General features: G+C 65.7%; 13 protein-coding genes and 2 pseudogenes. 5 read left to right on the forward strand and 10 right to left on the reverse strand.

Annotation, left to right across the window (positions count from 1 at the left end; all coding sequences use genetic code 11):
* Positions 1 to 125 precede the first annotated feature (125 nt).
* From FM112_RS16990 to nrdH, 10 genes and pseudogenes are all read right to left on the reverse strand, one after another.
* Positions 126 to 1,142, reverse strand: coding sequence for a hypothetical protein (locus FM112_RS16990; protein WP_140400720.1), 1,017 nt, complete (start codon positions 1,140 to 1,142; stop codon positions 126 to 128).
* 141 nt (positions 1,143 to 1,283) lie between these two features.
* Positions 1,284 to 2,256, reverse strand: a pseudogene (locus tag FM112_RS15180) (IS481 family transposase).
* A 225-nt stretch (positions 2,257 to 2,481) separates the two neighbouring features.
* Positions 2,482 to 3,775 (reverse strand): annotated as a pseudogene (locus tag FM112_RS15185) (IS256 family transposase).
* Positions 3,776 to 3,799: 24 nt separating this feature from the next.
* A complete protein-coding gene (locus FM112_RS16995; protein ID WP_140400721.1) occupies positions 3,800 to 4,090 on the reverse strand; it encodes a DoxX family protein in 291 nt (96 codons plus the stop codon).
* Between the two features lie 574 nt (positions 4,091 to 4,664).
* Complete coding sequence (locus FM112_RS17625) at positions 4,665 to 5,435, reverse strand: tyrosine-type recombinase/integrase (RefSeq protein WP_254910536.1); 771 nt, start codon at positions 5,433 to 5,435, stop codon at positions 4,665 to 4,667.
* An 8-nt stretch (positions 5,436 to 5,443) separates the two neighbouring features.
* Positions 5,444 to 5,983, reverse strand: coding sequence for a hypothetical protein (locus FM112_RS17630; RefSeq protein WP_254910533.1), 540 nt, complete (start codon positions 5,981 to 5,983; stop codon positions 5,444 to 5,446).
* A gap of 365 nt (positions 5,984 to 6,348) precedes the next feature.
* Positions 6,349 to 7,335, reverse strand: coding sequence for a class 1b ribonucleoside-diphosphate reductase subunit beta (gene nrdF, locus FM112_RS15200; RefSeq protein ID WP_087009149.1), 987 nt, complete (start codon positions 7,333 to 7,335; stop codon positions 6,349 to 6,351).
* Positions 7,336 to 7,438: 103 nt separating this feature from the next.
* The gene (gene nrdE / locus FM112_RS15205; protein ID WP_254910537.1) at positions 7,439 to 9,577 is read right to left on the reverse strand and encodes a class 1b ribonucleoside-diphosphate reductase subunit alpha; all 2,139 of its coding nucleotides are present in this window, start codon (positions 9,575 to 9,577) and stop codon (positions 7,439 to 7,441) included.
* Entirely contained in the window at positions 9,574 to 9,993 is a 420-nt protein-coding gene (gene nrdI / locus FM112_RS15210; RefSeq protein ID WP_087009115.1) for a class Ib ribonucleoside-diphosphate reductase assembly flavoprotein NrdI, read from the reverse strand. Before nrdI ends, nrdE begins: the two co-directional genes overlap by 4 nt.
* A gap of 15 nt (positions 9,994 to 10,008) precedes the next feature.
* Complete coding sequence (gene nrdH / locus FM112_RS15215) at positions 10,009 to 10,245, reverse strand: glutaredoxin-like protein NrdH (protein ID WP_087009118.1); 237 nt, start codon at positions 10,243 to 10,245, stop codon at positions 10,009 to 10,011.
* A gap of 271 nt (positions 10,246 to 10,516) precedes the next feature.
* Here nrdH and FM112_RS15220 point away from each other — a divergent pair, with 271 nt between their 5' ends.
* From FM112_RS15220 to trxA, 5 genes are all read left to right on the forward strand, one after another.
* Positions 10,517 to 12,064, forward strand: coding sequence for a Mur ligase family protein (locus FM112_RS15220; protein ID WP_176386864.1), 1,548 nt, complete (start codon positions 10,517 to 10,519; stop codon positions 12,062 to 12,064).
* Position 12,065: 1 nt separating this feature from the next.
* Positions 12,066 to 14,195 carry an aldo/keto reductase gene (locus FM112_RS17735; protein ID WP_087009122.1) on the forward strand — a complete coding sequence of 710 codons (2,130 nt, stop codon included), beginning with the start codon at positions 12,066 to 12,068 and terminating at the stop codon, positions 14,193 to 14,195.
* 84 nt (positions 14,196 to 14,279) lie between these two features.
* Entirely contained in the window at positions 14,280 to 15,422 is a 1,143-nt protein-coding gene (locus FM112_RS15230) for a DUF4349 domain-containing protein (RefSeq protein ID WP_176386865.1), read from the forward strand.
* 115 nt (positions 15,423 to 15,537) lie between these two features.
* A complete protein-coding gene (locus tag FM112_RS15235; RefSeq protein WP_087009126.1) occupies positions 15,538 to 16,389 on the forward strand; it encodes a PRC-barrel domain-containing protein in 852 nt (283 codons plus the stop codon).
* A 147-nt stretch (positions 16,390 to 16,536) separates the two neighbouring features.
* On the forward strand, positions 16,537 to 16,926 hold the full coding sequence (trxA, locus tag FM112_RS15240; protein WP_087009128.1) for a thioredoxin: 390 nt from the start codon (positions 16,537 to 16,539) through the stop codon (positions 16,924 to 16,926).
* The last annotated feature ends 137 nt before the right edge of the window (positions 16,927 to 17,063 follow it).

Genomic DNA, 17,063 nt, shown 5'->3' on the forward strand with positions numbered 1-17,063 from the left:
TTAGTAGCAACGCCAAATAGTTAAACTCTACCGAATCCTCCTCGTCAAGACATAACCCTGCTACGCCCTCATGTCGGCATTAGCTTCTTAAAATTCGATGTAGAGAAATTCACGGACGACTCACATCATCTCCATGCGCTAAAATCTGGATTAAGTGGAGGGCGGGCCTCTCCGAAAATCCGCAATATTGCTGGCGAATTGCTCGCCATTTCAGCGATGGAGTTCATCGACTTTCCAACAATATTGGTGAAAGATTGTGGACGGGTTTGCAAATCGGAATATTCCCCGAGCGTAAATCCTCCTCCATGTATAGATCCTGGAATTTCGGCCGCTATGGCATGCGATAGAGATGGATGCCTTTTCTTAGAGAAGAACGCCGACAACTCATGAAGGGAATAAAACTGCACGGAAAGCAGGCGGAGACCAAGTTCCTTGAGGGTGCGATTCGCCTTGGTTGCGGTCCACTTAAGCAATTTGGTGTTCATGGTCGGTTCAAAATAGGCAATTAGCATGTGCTCGAGAATATCGACCGAAAGCCCGTTCGTTCGCCTCCCATCAGGGCTAAATAACTCGCAAAACTCGTCGACCCATTTCCAGTTCCCATCATCAAGAGTAATGTGATCATCATTCGAGACACTCGTCTGCTCCACCACAATGGGAGTGAAGAAGACATCCCAATCTGACGCGTAATTCTCTTCGTATGCCCGAATAAGCATGCTATGCGACTTGGCGCGAATTGATGCATTCCTACTCCCCTCCGTTCCAAACGCCTGCCCGACATAAAGCACCTCCTGTGCGGAGACCTCAATCTTGCGATGCGAAGCCATCGCAGCGAGATGCCAGGCCTCGCCATGAACCCGCGCACCGCGATAATATCCACTCCAATAGGATCCATTGTCAAACACTTCGGCATCGCGGATATCATTGACGATAAACTTAAGCTCTCTACCTGACGCCCCCGCGTGGGTTTGAGCAATAAGTGCACTCGGACTAAAAGCCCCGCCTTTCGAAACGACAGTGCGCCGTCGCCTGCTGATCACATAGAGGTGCGCATCGCTGCTTGCGCGATCGATCTCTTCATTTCCGAGTCTACGCTGATAAGTATGGAGGGGGGATAGTTGAAAGGTAACCATTCCTGTCATGTCTTCCTCTAATCCTATCTGCTAGCGCTCGCGGAACAACTGACGCAAACGTGGAGGCCAGTCATCGGCCGCCCATCGAAGTGGACCGGCCTCGTCCGACAATAGTTGCATTGCTGGAACTGGTCTAGATGTACCTGGCCATCACGTTGGTAGCAGTCGGCTGATCGGTGGGCGTCCTCCGAGTACTGAGTGGCGTCGTTGATTGTTGTAGTGCTCGAGCAGGGGCGCAAGGGTGGCGGTGCGGGCGTCGTTGGTGATGAACGCCTGGCGGTGGGCCCACTCGGTGAGCAGGGTCCGGTTGAACTTCTCCACCTTGCCGTTCTGCCAGGGGCAGTGGGGCTTGATGAAGACCTGTTTGATCTGGCCATAGTCCTCGCAGACCTGCCGCAGTGACCACTTGTAGGCCCAGGCGTTGTGGGTCATCAGCCGTTCAATTCGTGTGATGCCACGGACGGCGAAGTAGACCAGGGCTCGTTCGAGGAAGCCTGCGCAGGTCGGGCCCCTCTCATCGGGGAGGACCTCTGAGTAGGCGAGGCGGGAGTGATCATCGACTAATGAGTGGACGTAGTCGAACCCCGCCCGGGCCGAGCGATCCCGCTGGATCGAACCGGTGGCGCGGTCGTGGGCCTTCCAGCCTCCACCGTCAGGAATCCGGCCGAACTTCTTGACGTCCATGTGGACCAACGAGCCCGGATGCGGGTGCTCGTAGCGCACGGTAGTCGCCTTCGAGGCTCGGATGACCTCACCGGTGATCGGGTCCAGCGAGGCGAGCCTGGGCAGGCCTTGACGGGCCAGCACCCGGGAGATGGTCCGGGCAGGGACACCGAGCCGCTGGCCGATCTCATCGGGGCCGATCCGTTCCCTCGTGCGCAGTTCGATGACTGCGGTTTCGGTCGCGGCGTCGGTCCGTGTCGGACTCGGGTGTGGGCGCGAGGACCGGTCCTGCAGACCAGCCAGGTCCTCGGTGGCAAACCGGTCGAGCCAGGTCTTCACACACTTGCCAGAGACTCCCATCTCCCGCCGCAGCGATATGAGCTTGGGGCCAGCCAGCTCGATGCCGCTGGACAATCAGTAGCCGGACATGGACCGTAGTACGGGCATTACCGTGGGGCACGAGAACCTCAAGTTCGGAGTGGGCCTTAGACAAGCCACATCCCATCCGGAGGTTCTCGTTTGTTCAAGCAGGCGCACTGCTACCCACGTCCTGGCCAGGTACAAACGTGGCCAGCAACGACCCGAGGCAGCGCGGCTGTAGTGGTGATTCCGAGCAACGGACTCGTCCAAAGTGATCGCGCCTGCGGGTCTGTCTGATTAACGGTGTGTGAGGGTCCGGCGGTTTTCATGAGTGGGTGGTTCTTTCGAACCGTCCGGCGAAGGTGATCGCGAACGCGTTCAGCGCGGGCTTCCACCTCATCACCCAGCGTGCCCTGCCCCCGCCGGTCGGGTCAAGCGATCGCGTCACGAGGTACAGGCAATTCAGAGCGGCTTGCTCGTTCGGGAAATGCCCGCGCGCCCTCACGGCCCTGCGGTAGCGGGCGTTGATCGACTCGATCGCGTTCGTCGTGCAGATCACCCGCCGGATCTCGCCGTCGTACTCGAGGAACGGCACGAACTCCGCCCAGCTGCTCTTCCAGAGCTGCACGATCGCGGGATACCGGTCGCCCCACTCGGCGGCGAACTCGGCGAACCGATCCTTTGCCGACTGCTCGGACGGAGCCGTGTAGACCGGTTTGAGGGACTTCACGATCGCATCCCGATGCTGCCGGCCGGCGTAACGGAACGAGTTGCGGATGAGGTGGACGATGCATTGCTGCACGACGGTCTGTTCCCAGGTGGTGTTGATCGCCTCGGTCAGTCCCTTGATCCCGTCGCAGACCGCAATGAGCACGTCCTCAACACCGCGGTTCTTCAGCTCGGTGAATACCTGCAACCAGAACCTCGCGCCTTCCGCGCCGTCCCCGGCCCAGATCCCGAGGATGTCGCGTTCCCCGTTCACGGTGACGCCCATCACGACATAGAACGGGGTGTTCCGCACCTGCCCGTCACGAACTTTCACCACGATCGCGTCGACGAAGATCACCGGATAGATCGCATCTAGCGGCCTGCTCGCCCATTCAGCCAGCTCTCCGGTGACTTTCTCGGTGATCCGGCTGATCGTGTCTCTAGAAACCTTCGCCCCGTAGACCTCGTCGAAGTGCGCCGCGACCTCACCAGTCGTGAGCCCCCCGAGCCGTGAGCGACAGAACGATCTGATCGACCCCGTCCAGGCGACGCTTCCGTTTCGGAACGATCACCGGTTCGAACGAGCCGTCACGGTCTCTGGGGACCTCGATCTCGACCGGGCCGATCTCGGTCAGCACCGTCTTCGTTCGAGTCCCGTTGCGTATGTTCTCGCCGATCGGGATCCCACCAGGCTCGTGGCCGAGATGCTCGGCCAGTTCCGCGTCCAGAGCGGTCTCCAAGACGTTCTTCGTGAGTTGGCTCAGCAAGCCACCAGGCCCGACGAGACTCACGCCCTGTTCTTTCGCTTGCTGGAGCAGCCGCTCCGCGAGTTCCTTCTGATCGATGATCTCCCCGGTCACAGGATCAATGATCTCGTTTTCCAATAGTTCGGCCGTGTCAGCCACGGCCATCTCCTTTCGGATCAAGCCGAACCCTCACACACCGTTTTTCTGACAGTCCCCGCCTGCGAACCCTACGCGGCACCAACCGGTCAGACCGAGGACGAGCCCGGCTGTGCCGGCATCCTCAATCACGGCCAGGTACGGGATTGTCGTTTCCGGGACTCCGGCCTGTTCCGCATTATCGAGGACGAATCGCTCTTTCTGGACCTTGGCGATAACCTCGAAACTGTTGGTGAGAACGTACGCAACGGTGAGTCCTTTGAGAGCTGTGTCTGCGAAGGGCACGGTCCGGGCCAGTTGGTAGGTGATGCGGTGACTGTTCATGCGCCCTATGATGGCCACCGGGAGGAGAACGTGACCGTCGCCGCCATACTTTGGCTCGTCGACGTGGAATCAGTGGGCGGTGGTGTAGGCGTCGAACGCGGTGTAAGGAATCCGGCCCCGATCGGGAACAGTGACCTCGTTCTCCTGCGCCTTCCGTGAGGGGCCCAGCCAGGAATCATCGACCGCGCTGCTCGAAATCTACAACGAAGACTAGGGGATGCAACCGGGGGACGTCCGGCTTCTCTGCGGCTGTCCCCCAGCGCCTTCCATCAGCGGTAGAAGGGATTGTTAATGAGAGGTGGGAATGCCTCCTGCGCGCCACTAATTGTGGAATCATCTCACCGTCGGCATTTCAACCAGTAGCCGTTCACGCAGCTCCTTCATATCGACACTGATGAGACGCCCTACGCGATATCGGTGAATTGAGCCATATGAGATCCTACGCCGCAGCGTCTTGACCGAGACGCCGAACTGATCCGCCGCTTCCGCAATCGACACCAAGTCGGGTCCCGATGATTCTGATCGACTCCGAACGTCCATGACCTGTCCTTTCAGCCAGCAGGTTCCTCTCCCTTCATAGGTGTCCATCGGTGTCCGGTGAAGACTCTGCTGACTCACTAGTCTTGTTGTCGAGCTGTGCCTTGACACGGTCACTCATCCGGTTGGCCAACTCGCGGTCTCGGGTCATCGTGGAATGCTGATAGCAGATCACGACCTGCATGTCAGCGTGACCCCCGCGACGCATCAACTCGGCCAACGTTGCGCCTTCCTGCGCAAATAGGGTCAGGCCTGTGTGTCGAAGATCATGGAACCGGAAACCCAGCGGCGTGCTCTTGACGGCATCGCGGGAATCACCCCAGAGGTGTCCCCACTTTGTGCGAGACAGGGGCACGCTGCCACGGATGCTGGAGGGAACGACTGGAGCCTTCGCCTCGGGCGCGACGTTATCTCGCAGATGATCCTTGAGACGCTCCACCATGACCCGGGGAACGCTCAGCGTTCGCTTTCCAGCTTCGCTCTTCGGGCCCGACATCTCGCCCGTGTTCGCGTTGAACTGCCGGCGCACATGCAGAGTGGCAGTGCCGTCGTCGTGCCACTGGATGTCCCGGCGCTGCAGTCCGAGGCACTCACTCGCCTCGGCGCAGCTGACACCAGGCGGCCAGCAGGACCATGATCGAGTACAGATCCGGCGTCGCCGCGCAGAGTGCTTCGACCTGTTCAGGATTTGCAACGTCATCTTCTGGTCGTGGTCGTGATCGTGCCGTACCGATTCCTGCTTGGGGATCGAAATGGGAGGTGCCGCCGGAATGATCCCGTCTCGAGCTGCCTGTCGCAGGATCATCATGAGCACGATCAGGACCGGACGGGTGATGCCGTTGAACTTCGACTTCGGATCAGCGGCGCCGGAATCTGATCCAGACGATGGGTCATGATCCGAATGCGAGCCACGTCAATGTGTCGGATCTCCGTGTCGCCGAACTCTGGAATCAGGTATCCGATGACCTTGCTCTTGTAAGAACGCACCGTGGCGATCGCTCGCTTCTTTCCGCCGCGGGTCGGTTCGACGCGCACGAAATCAATCCAGCGCTCGGCGTACTCAGCGAAACCGATCGACCTCGCTTCCTCGGCTTCCGCCTCTGCTCGACGGCGAGACGCGATGGTCGAGGCTGACTCCCATTCTCCACGCGCGATTTTCGTATGCGTGCCAGCGAGCCATGTGCGGGCGTCTGTCTTGGTGAGGAACGTCAACGGCTTGTCGTCCTCCGTGCGGGCCGAGTGCATCTGCCCGCCGGGGGCCGGGTAGCGTGCCTGCCACCGTCCTGACGGGAGCTTCCGAAGGCTTCCCCAGGTCTCGCGCTTTGCCGCCGTTTCACGCTTCTTCGTGGTGCTCATCGTGTCCTCCAGGTGCCGCGATTGGACTCACGCGGACCGTCGTGCCACTCCGTGCCACTAGGTCGTGCAATCCCATCGAACCTGCCTCTCACCTGGCCTTTTACGGGCCTCGACGCGAGCCGAATGGCACGCTGTGGGACGCAGCCGGTGTCGCGCTGCCCCCAAATTTCGGGCTGCGAGCCACCCCGCGCTTGGCTGGAAGGTGTGCTCGTGCCACCCCCGTGCCATACCGAACGGGTGCTGATGTTCATCTGTGCTCTCCTCTGTCCTTCGGATGGAGGCACGAAAAGAGGCCCGGACCTGCAGAAACCTGCAGGTCCGGGCCTCCCATCAGCCCTTTCGGGCCTCGAGCAAGCTCTGGGGTCTTAGAACTCCCAGTCCTCGTCCTCGGTGTTCTCGGCCACGCCGATGACGTAGGACGATCCGGAGCCCGAGAAGAAGTCGTGGTTCTCGTCGGAGCCGGGCGAGAGCGCCGCGAGGATCGCGGGGTTCACGTCGGTCACGCTCGAGGGGAACATCGCCTCGTACCCGAGATTCATGAGCGCCTTGTTCGCGTTGTAGTGGAGGAACTTCTTGACGTCCTCCGACCAGCCCACGCCGTCGTAGAGGTCGTGGGTGAACTGCACCTCGTTGTCGTAGAGGTCGAGCAGCAGCGAGAACGTCCAGTCCTTGAGCTCGGCCTTGCGCTCGGGGTCGCTGATCCGCTCGAGCGCGCGCTGGTACTTGTAGCCGATGTAGTAGCCGTGCACGGCCTCGTCGCGGATGATGAGGCGGATGAGGTCGGCCGTGTTCGTGAGCTTCGCGTGGGCCGACCAGTACATCGGCAGGTAGAAGCCCGAGTAGAAGAGGAAGGACTCGAGGATGGTCGAGGCCACCTTGCGCTTGAGCGGGTCGTCGCCGTTGTAGTAGTCGACGATGATCTTCGCCTTGTTCTGCAGGTTCTCGTTCTCCCGGGCCCAGCGGAAGGCCTCGTCGATCTGCGGGGTGTTCGCGAGCGTGGAGAAGATCGAGGAGTAGCTCTTGGCGTGCACCGACTCCATGAAGGCGATGTTGGTGTAGACCGCCTCCTCGTGCAGCGTGGTGGCGTCCGGGATCATCGTGACGGCGCCGACGGTGCCCTGGATGGTGTCGAGCAGCGTGAGACCCGTGAACACGCGCATCGTCACGGTCTGCTCCTCCTCCGTGAGCGTGTTCCACGACTGGATGTCGTTCGACAGCGGCACCTTCTCGGGCAGCCAGAAGTTGTTCGTGAGCCGGTTCCACACCTCCAGGTCCTTGTCGTCCTGGATTCGGTTCCAGTTGATCGCGTCGATGTACTGCGCGTGCTGGTCGCGCTTCGACTGCTCGGTCATCATGGCGGTGCGGTTCCCTTCCGGTTTCTTCGTGCGTGACACGGTCTTCGTGCGTGACATGACCGCGCGGTGCCGTCCGGGACGGCACCGCGCGGTCATCGGGCTACAGCATGCAGCTGACGCACCCCTCGATCTCGGTTCCCTCGAGCGCGAGCTGACGCAGTCGAATGTAGTACAGGGTCTTGATGCCCTTGCGCCACGCGTAGATCTGCGCGCGGTTGATGTCGCGGGTCGTCGCGGTGTCCTTGAAGAACAGCGTGAGCGACAGGCCCTGGTCGACGTGCTGCGTCGCGGCGGCGTACGTGTCGATGATCTTCTCGTAGCCGATCTCGTACGCGTCCTCGAAGTACTCGAGGTTGTCGTTGTCCATGAACGGCGCCGGGTAGTAGACCCGGCCGATCTTGCCCTCCTTGCGGATCTCGACCTTGGAGGCGATCGGGTGGATCGAGGAGGTCGAGTTGTTGATGTAGGAGATGGACCCGGTCGGCGGCACGGCCTGCAGGTTGCGGTTGTACATGCCGTGCTGCTGCACGTCGGCCTTCAGCGCGAGCCAGTCCTCCCGCGTGGGGATGCGGTGGCCCTCGAAGAGCTCGCGCACGCGCTCGGTCTGCGGCGCCCACTCCTGCTCGGTGTACTTGTCGAAGTACTCCCCGCTCGCGTACTTCGACTCCTCGAAGCCGGCGAAGCGCACGCCGCGCTCGCGGGCGAGGTTCATCGAGGCGCGCACCGCGTGGTACACCACCGTGTAGAAGTAGATGTTCGTGAAGTCGATGCCCTCCTCGGAGCCGTAGTGCACGTGCTCGCGGCCGAGGTAGCCGTGGAGGTTCATCTGCCCGAGGCCGATCGCGTGCGAGCGGCTGTTGCCGTAGCGGATCGAGGGCACCGAGTCGATGCTCGACATGTCGCTCACCGCCGTGAGCCCCCGGATCGCGGTCTCCACGGCCTTGCCGAGGTCGTCCGAGTCCATCGCCAGCGCGATGTTCATCGAGCCGAGGTTGCAGGAGATGTCCTCGCCGACCTCGTCGTAGGAGAGGTCGTCGTTGTAGGTGGAGGGCGTGTTCACCTGCAGGATCTCGCTGCAGAGGTTCGACATGTTGACCCGGCCGGCGATCGGGTTCGCGCGGTTCACGGTGTCCTCGTACATGATGTACGGGTAGCCCGACTCGAACTGGATCTCGGCGAGCGTCTGGAAGAACTCGCGCGCGTCGATCTTCGTCTTGCTGATGCGCGGGTCGTCGACCATCTCCTGGTACTTGTCCGTCACCGAGATGTCGCCGAAGGGCTTGCCGTAGACGCGCTCCACGTCGTACGGCGAGAAGAGGTACATCGGCTCCTTGCGCTTGGCGAGGTGGAAGGTGATGTCCGGGATGACCACGCCGAGGGAGAGGGTCTTGATGCGGATCTTCTCGTCGGCGTTCTCGCGCTTGGTGTCGAGGAAGCGGAGGATGTCGGGGTGGTGGGCGTTGAGGTAGACCGCGCCCGCGCCCTGACGCGCGCCGAGCTGGTTCGCGTAGCTGAACGAGTCCTCGAGCAGCTTCATGATGGGGATGATGCCGCTCGACTGGTTCTCGATCTGCTTGATCGGCGCGCCGGCCTCGCGCACGTTCGAGAGGTTGAAGGCCACGCCGCCGCCGCGCTTCGAGAGCTGCAGCGCCGAGTTGATCGACCGGCCGATCGACTCCATGTTGTCCTCGATGCGCAGCAGGAAGCAGCTCACGAACTCGCCGCGCTGCTTCTTGCCCACGTTGAGGAAGGTCGGGGTCGCGGGCTGGAAGCGGCCCGCGATCATCTCGTCCACCAGCTCGGTCGCGAGCTGCTCGTCGCCGCGCGCGAGGCCGAGGGCCACCATGAGCACCCGGTCCTCGAACCGCTCGAGGTAGCGCTTGCCGTCGAAGGTCTTGAGCGCGTACGAGGTGTAGAACTTGAACGCGCCGAGGAAGGTCGGGAAGCGGAACTTCGCCTTGAAGGCGCGGTCCCGCAGCGCGCCGATGAACTCCATCGAGTACTGCTCGAGCACCTCGGCCTCGTAGTACTCGTTGTCCACGAGGTAGGTCAGGCGCTCCTCGAGGTCGTGGAAGAACACCGTGTTCTGGTTGATGTGCTGCAGGAAGTACTCGCGAGCGGCTTCGCGGTCCTTGTCGAACTGGATGCGGCCCTCGGCGTCGTACAGGTTCAGCATCGCGTTGAGCGCGTGGTAGTCGAGCCCGGAGCTCTGCCCCTTCTTCCGCTCCTGCACGATCACGGAGTCGCGGCCGTCTGCTGCTGTTGCCAAAACTGATCCAATCCTTGGTTGACGCGTTGGACGTCTTCGGGGGTGCCGAAGAGCTCGAAGCGGTAGAGGACGGGGACGCCGCACTTGCGGGCGACCACGTCGCCCGCAAGTCCGTACGCGGCGCCGAAATTGGTGTTGCCGCCCACGATCACGCCTCGGATGAGCGCCCGGTTCTCGGGCACGTTGAGAAATTTGATGACCTGCTTGGGGACGGCGCCGCCGTGGGTGCCGCCGCCGTAGGTCGGGAGGACGAGCACGAAGGGCTCCTCGGCCCTGACCGTGTCTTCCTGCGTGTAGAGGGGGATGCGCCGGGCTTCACGACCGAGCTTCCCGATGAATCGGTGCGTGTTGCCGGACACACTCGAGAAGTAGATGAGCCGTGTCACGACACCCCCGCCGCGCTAGGCGCTCTTGACGAGCGCGAGCTCCGAGATCTTGTCGGGGCGGAAGCCCGACCAGTGGTCGTCCTCCGTGACGACGACCGGGGCCTGCATGTAGCCCAGTTCCTTCACCGCGGCGAGCGCCTTCTCATCGACCGAGACGTCGAAGACCTCGTACTCGATACCCTGCTTGTCGAGTGCGCGGTAGGTCGCGGTGCACTGCACGCAGGAGGGCTTGCTGTAAACGGAAATAGTCATGCGATACGCCTCATACGGAAGGATGGAAAGGGACAAAATAGCACTACTCCGGAGGAAGGCCAGTCGCGAGGCGACCACAAGATGTAGTGCTGGTGAGAGCCTAAACCACTAGATCCGGTATTACAAGCGTGTAGTTCTCCACATGACGACTCCCTGGTTCTCCACACGCACGACCGCAGAAATCCGGGGTTACGCTGGCGTTCTCCACTACGGTTCACAAGTACTCCACAGGGCGATCCCCAGGTTCGCCCCCCTCTCAAGGAAGGACTCCATGTCACAGAATCTCGCGGAACCGGTCGCCCACGACGGTTGCCTCCTGTCGGATCTCGCGGCGGCGCTCGGCGTGGCGTCCGACACCGCCGACGTCCGGGTGACGAGCGTAACCAGCGCCACCGACATGGCGGTTCCCGGAAGCCTCTTCGTCGCGCTCCCCGGAGCCCGGACCCACGGCGCGGCGCACGCCGCCGCTGCCGCCGAGCGCGGCGCCGTCGCCGCGCTCACCGACGAGGCCGGCGCCGAGCGCACGCGCGCGGCCGGCCTGCCGACCGTCGTCCACCCCGCGCCCCGCGAGGTGCTGGGCCGCGCCGCGGCCTTCGTCTACGGCACCGAGCCGGGAGACCCCCGCCTCATCGCGGTCACCGGCACCAACGGCAAGACCACGACGACCTACCTCCTGCACGCCCTCTTCGAGGCCCTCGGCGTGCGCGACGGCCTCTCCGGCACGGTCGAGCGGCGCGTCGGCGAGCACGCGGTGGAGACGCGCCTGAGCGGCCGGCTGACCACGCCGGAGGCGGACTACCTCCACGGCCTCGTCGCCCGGATGCGCGAGGAGCGGGTCGAGGCCGCCTCGCTCGAGGTCTCGGCGCAGGCGATCACGCATCACCGCGTCGACGGGCTCCTGTTCGACGTCGCCGTCTTCACCAACCTCACCCAGGACCACCTCGACGACTACGGCACGCTCGACAACTACTTCGCCGCCAAGCTGCCGCTGTTCACGCCGGAGCGCTCGCGCCGGGGCGTGACCCTGATCGACGACGAGTGGGGCCGCCGGCTCGCGGCCGAGGCCGCGGTGCCGATGACCACCGTCTCGACCGACCCCGGGGCCGACGCCGACTGGCACCTCGCCACCCGCGAGGTCGGCCTGGATCGCACCGAGTTCGACCTCACGGCGCGCGACGGGCGGAGCCTCTCGAGCGCAGTGAACCAGCCGGGCTGGTTCGTCGCGCTCGACACCGCCCTGTCGATCGTGGCGCTCACCGAGATCGGCTACGACCTCGACCGCATCGACGCCGCGCTGGCCGGGCGCGGCGGGCTCGAGGCGCGCCTCCCCGGCCGTCTCGACCCGGTGAACCCCGGCGGCGAGGGTCCGCGCATCTACGTGGACTACGGCCACACCCCCGCCTCCTTCCGCACCGTGCTCACCACGCTGCGCGGGTTCACGAAGGGGCGCCTGTTCATGGTGTTCGGCGCGGACGGCGACCGCGACGCGACCAAGCGCCCCGACATGGCCCGCTCCGCCGCCCTCGCCGACGTGGTGGTCGTGACCGACTACAACCCCCGGTTCGAGGACCCCGCCGCCATCCGCGCCACGCTCGTGCGCACCCTCGAGGACGAGTTCCCGGGCCTCGAGCACTACGAGATCCCCGACTCGGCGGAGGGCATCGACAAGGCCGTGTCTCTGGCCGAGGAGGGCGACATCATCTTCGTGGGCGGCCACGGCCACCGGCAGGACGTCGAGGTCCGCGGCAGGCTCATCCCCTATTCGGTCAAGGACGCGGCGCGCGCCGCGCTCGCGAAGCACGGTTGGAGCACGCGCTAGATTGGCGGACTACTTCGAGGCGATCCGCAAGCCGAACGTCGCCCGGCTGCTCTTCTCGCAGGTGTGCGCCCGCTTCCCCGCGGGCATGCTCTCGATCGGTCTGCTCGTGCACGTCGAGCAGACCCTCGGGAGCTACACCGCGGCCGGCGCGGTCATCGCGGCCTACGGCATCGGGCAGGGCATCTCCGCCCCGCTCGGCGGCCGGCTCATGAGCCGGGCGGGCATGCGGGGGATCCTCGTGCCGACCATGCTCGTGTGCACCGTCGCGCTCGTGGCCCTCGCGCTGCTGCGCCTGCCGATGGCCCCGACCGCGGCGCTCGCCTTCCTGGCGGGCCTCACCGTGCCGGCGATCCCGCCCGCGGTGCGCACGATCTACCCGAAGGTCGCCTCCGGTCGGCAGCTGCGCTCGGTGTTCTCCTTCGACGCCACGTTCCAGGAGGTCATCTGGATCCTCGGCCCGCTCGCCACGGTCGCCATCGCGGCGCTGTGGGACACGACCGCGGGCATCCTCGCCGCGGCCGGCATCCTCTTCCTCGGCAGCCTGTGGTTCGTCACCGCGCCCGAGGTCGGCACGGTGCGGATCCCGCGGTCGAAGCGCCCCATGGGGGCCGTGCTGCGCAACCCCGTGGTCGTCGTCATGGTGGCCGTCTCGCTGCTGATGATCGGCTCCTGGGGAGCGATCGACGCCTCGATCGTCGCGGGCTACGGCCACGACAGCCCCATCACCGGCGCGCTGCTCGCCATCTCGGCCCTCGGATCGGTCGCCGGCGGGGTGCTCACGAGCAACTTCGCGATGAAGCGCCGGTCGCTCACCGTGCGCATCATCGCCGCCGTGCTCGGCACCGCCGGCGCCGTGCTCGCCATCGGGAACCCGTGGCTGCTCGCCGTCGGCGTGTTCGTCGCCGGCGTCTCGAGCGCTCCCGTCATCGCGGTCGCGAACGCCGCCGTGAGCGCCTCGGTGCGCGCGAGCGAGAGCGCCGAGGCGTTCGGCTGGCTCGGCACGGCGCAGCTGATCGGCACGTCGGTCGCGAGCGCCGCCGCGGGCATCGCGATCGACCGCTTCGGCGCGGCGCACGGCATGGCCGTCGGCGCCGCGTTCGTGGCCGTCGCGTTCGTGGTGGCGCTGGCGACGATGCGCTGGCAGCCCGACCTCGAGCATGCGAGCCTCGAGCCGCGGCCGGATACCGCGACGATCCCCATCACCCGGATGGGCCTCGTCTCGCCGCCCGCCGCCCCGCCGGAGGGCGGCGCACCGGCCGCAGCGGTTCGATACTTCAAGCTTCGAGGAGTAAGGTGCCCAGGCGTGACTCCGAAAATTCCCGCAATCGAACTGGCCGATGGCAATCGGATCCCGCAGCTCGGCCTGGGGCTCTACAAGGTGCCGAACGATGAGACGCCCGCCCTCGTGCAGACCGCGATCGAGCTCGGCTACCGCCATTTCGACACCGCCACGCTCTACGCGAACGAAGCGGGCCTCGGCGAGGGGATCCGGGCGTCGGGCGTCGACCGCGACGACGTCTACGTCACCACCAAGGTCTGGCAGGACCGCCACGGCTACGACGAGACGCTCCGCGCCTTCGACGACAGCCTCGAGGAGCTCGGCCTCGAAGAGGTGGATCTCTACCTCATCCACTGGCCGGCCCCGGAGCAGGACCTCTACCTGGAGACCTGGGAGGCCCTGCAGCGCCTGCGCGACGAGGGCCGCGCCCGCTCGATCGGCGTCGCGAACTTCAAGGAGCACCACCTCGAGCGGCTCATCGAGGAGTCGGGCGAGGCGCCGGCCTGCAACCAGGTCGAGCTGAACCCCTCCTTCTCGCAGCCCGGCCTGCGCAAGTTCGACGCCGAGCACCGCATCGCCACCGTCGCCTGGTCGCCGCTCGCCCGCGGCGCGGTGCTCGACAGCCCGGTCATCGCCGGCATCGCCGAGGAGCACGGCTGCACGCCCGCCCAGGTCGTGCTCGCCTGGCACATCGGGCTCGGCAACGTGGCGATCCCGAAGACGGTGCGCCCCGAGCGCCTGCGCGAGAACCTCGAGGCCCTCGAGACGACCCTCTCCCCCGCCGAGCTCGCGGCCGTCTGCGCGCTCGACACCGGCGTCCGCACCGGTAAGGACCCGGACGCCTTCGGCTAGTAGCACCGCCGATCCCCCGCGAGGATGAGCGGATCCCGCCGCTGCGCGGATGCCCCCGGACGGGATCTCGGGGAGAGTCGTCCTATGGACACCTCACGCACCTCCCGGCTCCTCGGCGGCGTTCTCGCCGGCCTCGCGACGATCGCGCTCCTCGCCGGCTGCTCTGCCGGCGGCGGCGCGGGCGAGAGCAGCGGGGTCCCCGATCGACCCTCGGAGCAGTTCGCCGAGGACTACGCGCCGGAGAGCCAGGACGCCGAGACCGCGCCCGACGCCGGCGACGGCGCCGCCCCGGAGGCGCCCGTCGAGGACGGCGCGGTCGAGGACGGTGCGGTCGAGGATCGCGCGATCATCACGACGACGAGCAGCTCGATCCGGGTGCAGGACGTGCCGGGCAGCGTCGCGATGCTCGAGGAGCTGGTGAAGAAGTACGACGGGCGCGTCGAGTCCCGCGCCGAGCGCACCTCGGACGACGTGCCGGAGGCCCAGCTCACGATCCGCGTGCCCGCGGACCAGCACGACGCCTTCGTCGCCGAGCTCAAGGGTCTCGGCGAGGTCATGTACGTCGAGTCGGCCGCCGAGGACGTCACCCTCGTCAAGGTGGACCTCGAGTCCCGCATCGAGAGTCTGAAGAGCTCGCTCGTCTCCCTGCGGGGGATGCTCGAGGAGGCCACCACGGTCGAGGACATGCTCGAGGTGGAGCGCGAGATCGCCGACCGCGAGGCCGAGCTGCAGAGCCTCGAGGCGCAGTTCCAGGTGCTCTCCGAGGACGTGGCGATGTCCACGGTGCACGTGACCCTGTCCACCGACGCGAAGCCGACCCCGATCGACGAGCCGAGCGGCTTCTTCGCCGGCCTCGTCGAGGGCTGGAACGACTTCGTGGATTCCCTCTCGGAGTTCGTCACGGACCTGGGCTACGCGCTGCCGGGCCTGCTGCTGTTCGTCCTCATCCTCGCCGCCATCTGGTTCTTCCTCATCCGGAGGCTCTGGCGGCTGGCCCGGCGCCGGCTCGCGGGCGGCGAGCCGGGCGCCGACGCGGACGCCGGGGATTCGGCGTCCTCGGCGGCCGGGAGCCCCGAGGCGGGACGGGACCCGGAAGCCGCGCAGGAGCCCGAGCGCGAGCCGGTCCCGCACGCCGCGGCGCAGGAGCGCGGCGAGGAGACGGGCGGCGAGGACGATCGGGACGAGCCCCTGCCCCCGCTCCCGCCGCTGCCGCCCCGGGGGGACTGAGCCTCCGCCCGGCCCCGCTCCGGCGCCACACCGGGGCGAGGCTGGGCCGCCGGCCAGGCCCGGCGTATAAGCTTCGGGGAGCGAATCCGCAACGACTCTACGAGGACACTCAGCCATGGCAGATCTCAACGACCGCAATCCCGACCCGGGCGCCGACGGCTTCGACGAGGCGTCCGCCCCGGAGGCCGGGGAAGGCGCCGAGCCGGTCCAGGCGGACCCGATCCTGACAGAATCCCCCGATGCGGGCCCGGAGGAGGCGCCCGCCGACAGCGACCTGCTCGAGGAGCCCATCGACGAGGCGCCCGCCGAGGCCGCCCCCGTCCAGGATGCGGCCGAGACCGAGGAGGAGCGCGCCGCCCGCGAGGCCGAGGAGCAGCTCATGTGGCTGTTCCAGTCCACGATCTACGACGAGGACGGCCGCAAGATCGGCCGCGTTGGCCAGGTGTACCTCGACGACCAGACGCAGCAGCCGAACTGGGTGACCGTCAAGACCGGGCTGTTCGGCATGCGCGAGTTCTTCATCCCGCTCGACGAGGCCGAGCGGAACGACCGCCGCATCACCGTGCCGTACGACAAGGAGACGGTGCTCGCCGCGCCGCGCACCGAGGTCGACCAGAACCTCTCCCCCTCCGAGGAGGACGCGCTCTACAACCACTACCAGGTGCCCGGCAAGATGACGGAGGAGCTCGAACTCGCCGAGGCGGAGCCGGATGCCGTCGTCGCCGACGACGAGGCGTTCCCCGAGCCCGTCGAGGACGAGGCCTCGGCCCAGGCGGTCGTCGACGAGGAGATCGGCGAGCAGGATGCGGAGGACGAGCCCGTGCAGTTCGACCCGGAGGTCTTCGCGGCGCCCGACGACCAGGCGCCAGAGGCTCCCACGCCGTACGGCGAGGACGAGACCGCCGGCGAATCCGAGGACGCGGCCGCGCAGGAGCCCGGCCACCCGGACGAGGACCGTACCCGCTGACCTGCCCGAGGCGGCCAGCGGGTTGCCAGGCTCGCAGGAATACTCGCGGGAGACTGGCGGTTGTCCCCTGTACCGGTCGAGTCGGGCTCGGCCGCGCGAGCGTTCAACCGCGTTGTTCGCGCACGTCCAACCAGTAGAGGAGCCACCATGGCAACCACAGACCTGACCCAAGACAACTTCGTCGAGACGGTTACCGGCGACGGCATCCACTTCGTCGACTTCTGGGCCGAGTGGTGCGGCCCCTGCCGTCAGTTCGCGCCCGTGTACGAGGCGGCCAGCGAGCAGCACGCCGACATCGAGTTCACGAAGGTCGACACCGAGGCGAACCAGCAGCTCGCGGGCGAGCTCGGCATCCAGTCGATCCCCACGCTCATGGCCTTCCGCGACGGCGTGCTGCTCTTCCAGCAGCCGGGTGCCCTCCCCGCGTCGGCGCTCGAGGACGTGATCAAGGCCGTCCGCGAGGTCGACATGGACGACGTCCGGCAGAAGATCGCCCAGCAGGAGTCCGCCCAGGCGCAGAGCTCCGCCGAGGCGTAGGCGCTGCTCCGCCGGATCCGGCGCACGAGAACGGGCCCGGTTCTTCGGAACCGGGCCCGTTCTCGCGTCCTCGCGGGCTAGATGTACCCGGTCAGGAGGTTGGTGGCGGTGTTGGGGTTGCGGAAGGGGAGAACCTC

The sequence above is a fragment of the Gulosibacter sp. 10 genome, assembly GCF_900163695.1.
Classification (GTDB): Bacteria; Actinomycetota; Actinomycetes; order Actinomycetales; family Microbacteriaceae; genus Gulosibacter.

Coding starts and splice junctions, on each gene's coding strand:
- FM112_RS16990 (WP_140400720.1), bottom strand. CDS start 1,142: ATGACAGGAATGGTTACCTTTCAACTATCCCCCCTCCATACTTATCAG.
- FM112_RS16995 (WP_140400721.1), bottom strand. CDS start 4,090: ATGAACAGTCACCGCATCACCTACCAACTGGCCCGGACCGTGCCCTTC.
- FM112_RS17625 (WP_254910536.1), bottom strand. CDS start 5,435: ATGATGATCCTGCGACAGGCAGCTCGAGACGGGATCATTCCGGCGGCA.
- FM112_RS17630 (WP_254910533.1), bottom strand. CDS start 5,983: ATGAGCACCACGAAGAAGCGTGAAACGGCGGCAAAGCGCGAGACCTGG.
- nrdF (WP_087009149.1), bottom strand. CDS start 7,335: ATGACCGAGCAGTCGAAGCGCGACCAGCACGCGCAGTACATCGACGCG.
- nrdH (WP_087009118.1), bottom strand. CDS start 10,245: ATGACTATTTCCGTTTACAGCAAGCCCTCCTGCGTGCAGTGCACCGCG.
- FM112_RS15220 (WP_176386864.1), top strand. CDS start 10,517: ATGTCACAGAATCTCGCGGAACCGGTCGCCCACGACGGTTGCCTCCTG.
- FM112_RS15230 (WP_176386865.1), top strand. CDS start 14,280: ATGGACACCTCACGCACCTCCCGGCTCCTCGGCGGCGTTCTCGCCGGC.
- FM112_RS15235 (WP_087009126.1), top strand. CDS start 15,538: ATGGCAGATCTCAACGACCGCAATCCCGACCCGGGCGCCGACGGCTTC.
- trxA (WP_087009128.1), top strand. CDS start 16,537: ATGGCAACCACAGACCTGACCCAAGACAACTTCGTCGAGACGGTTACC.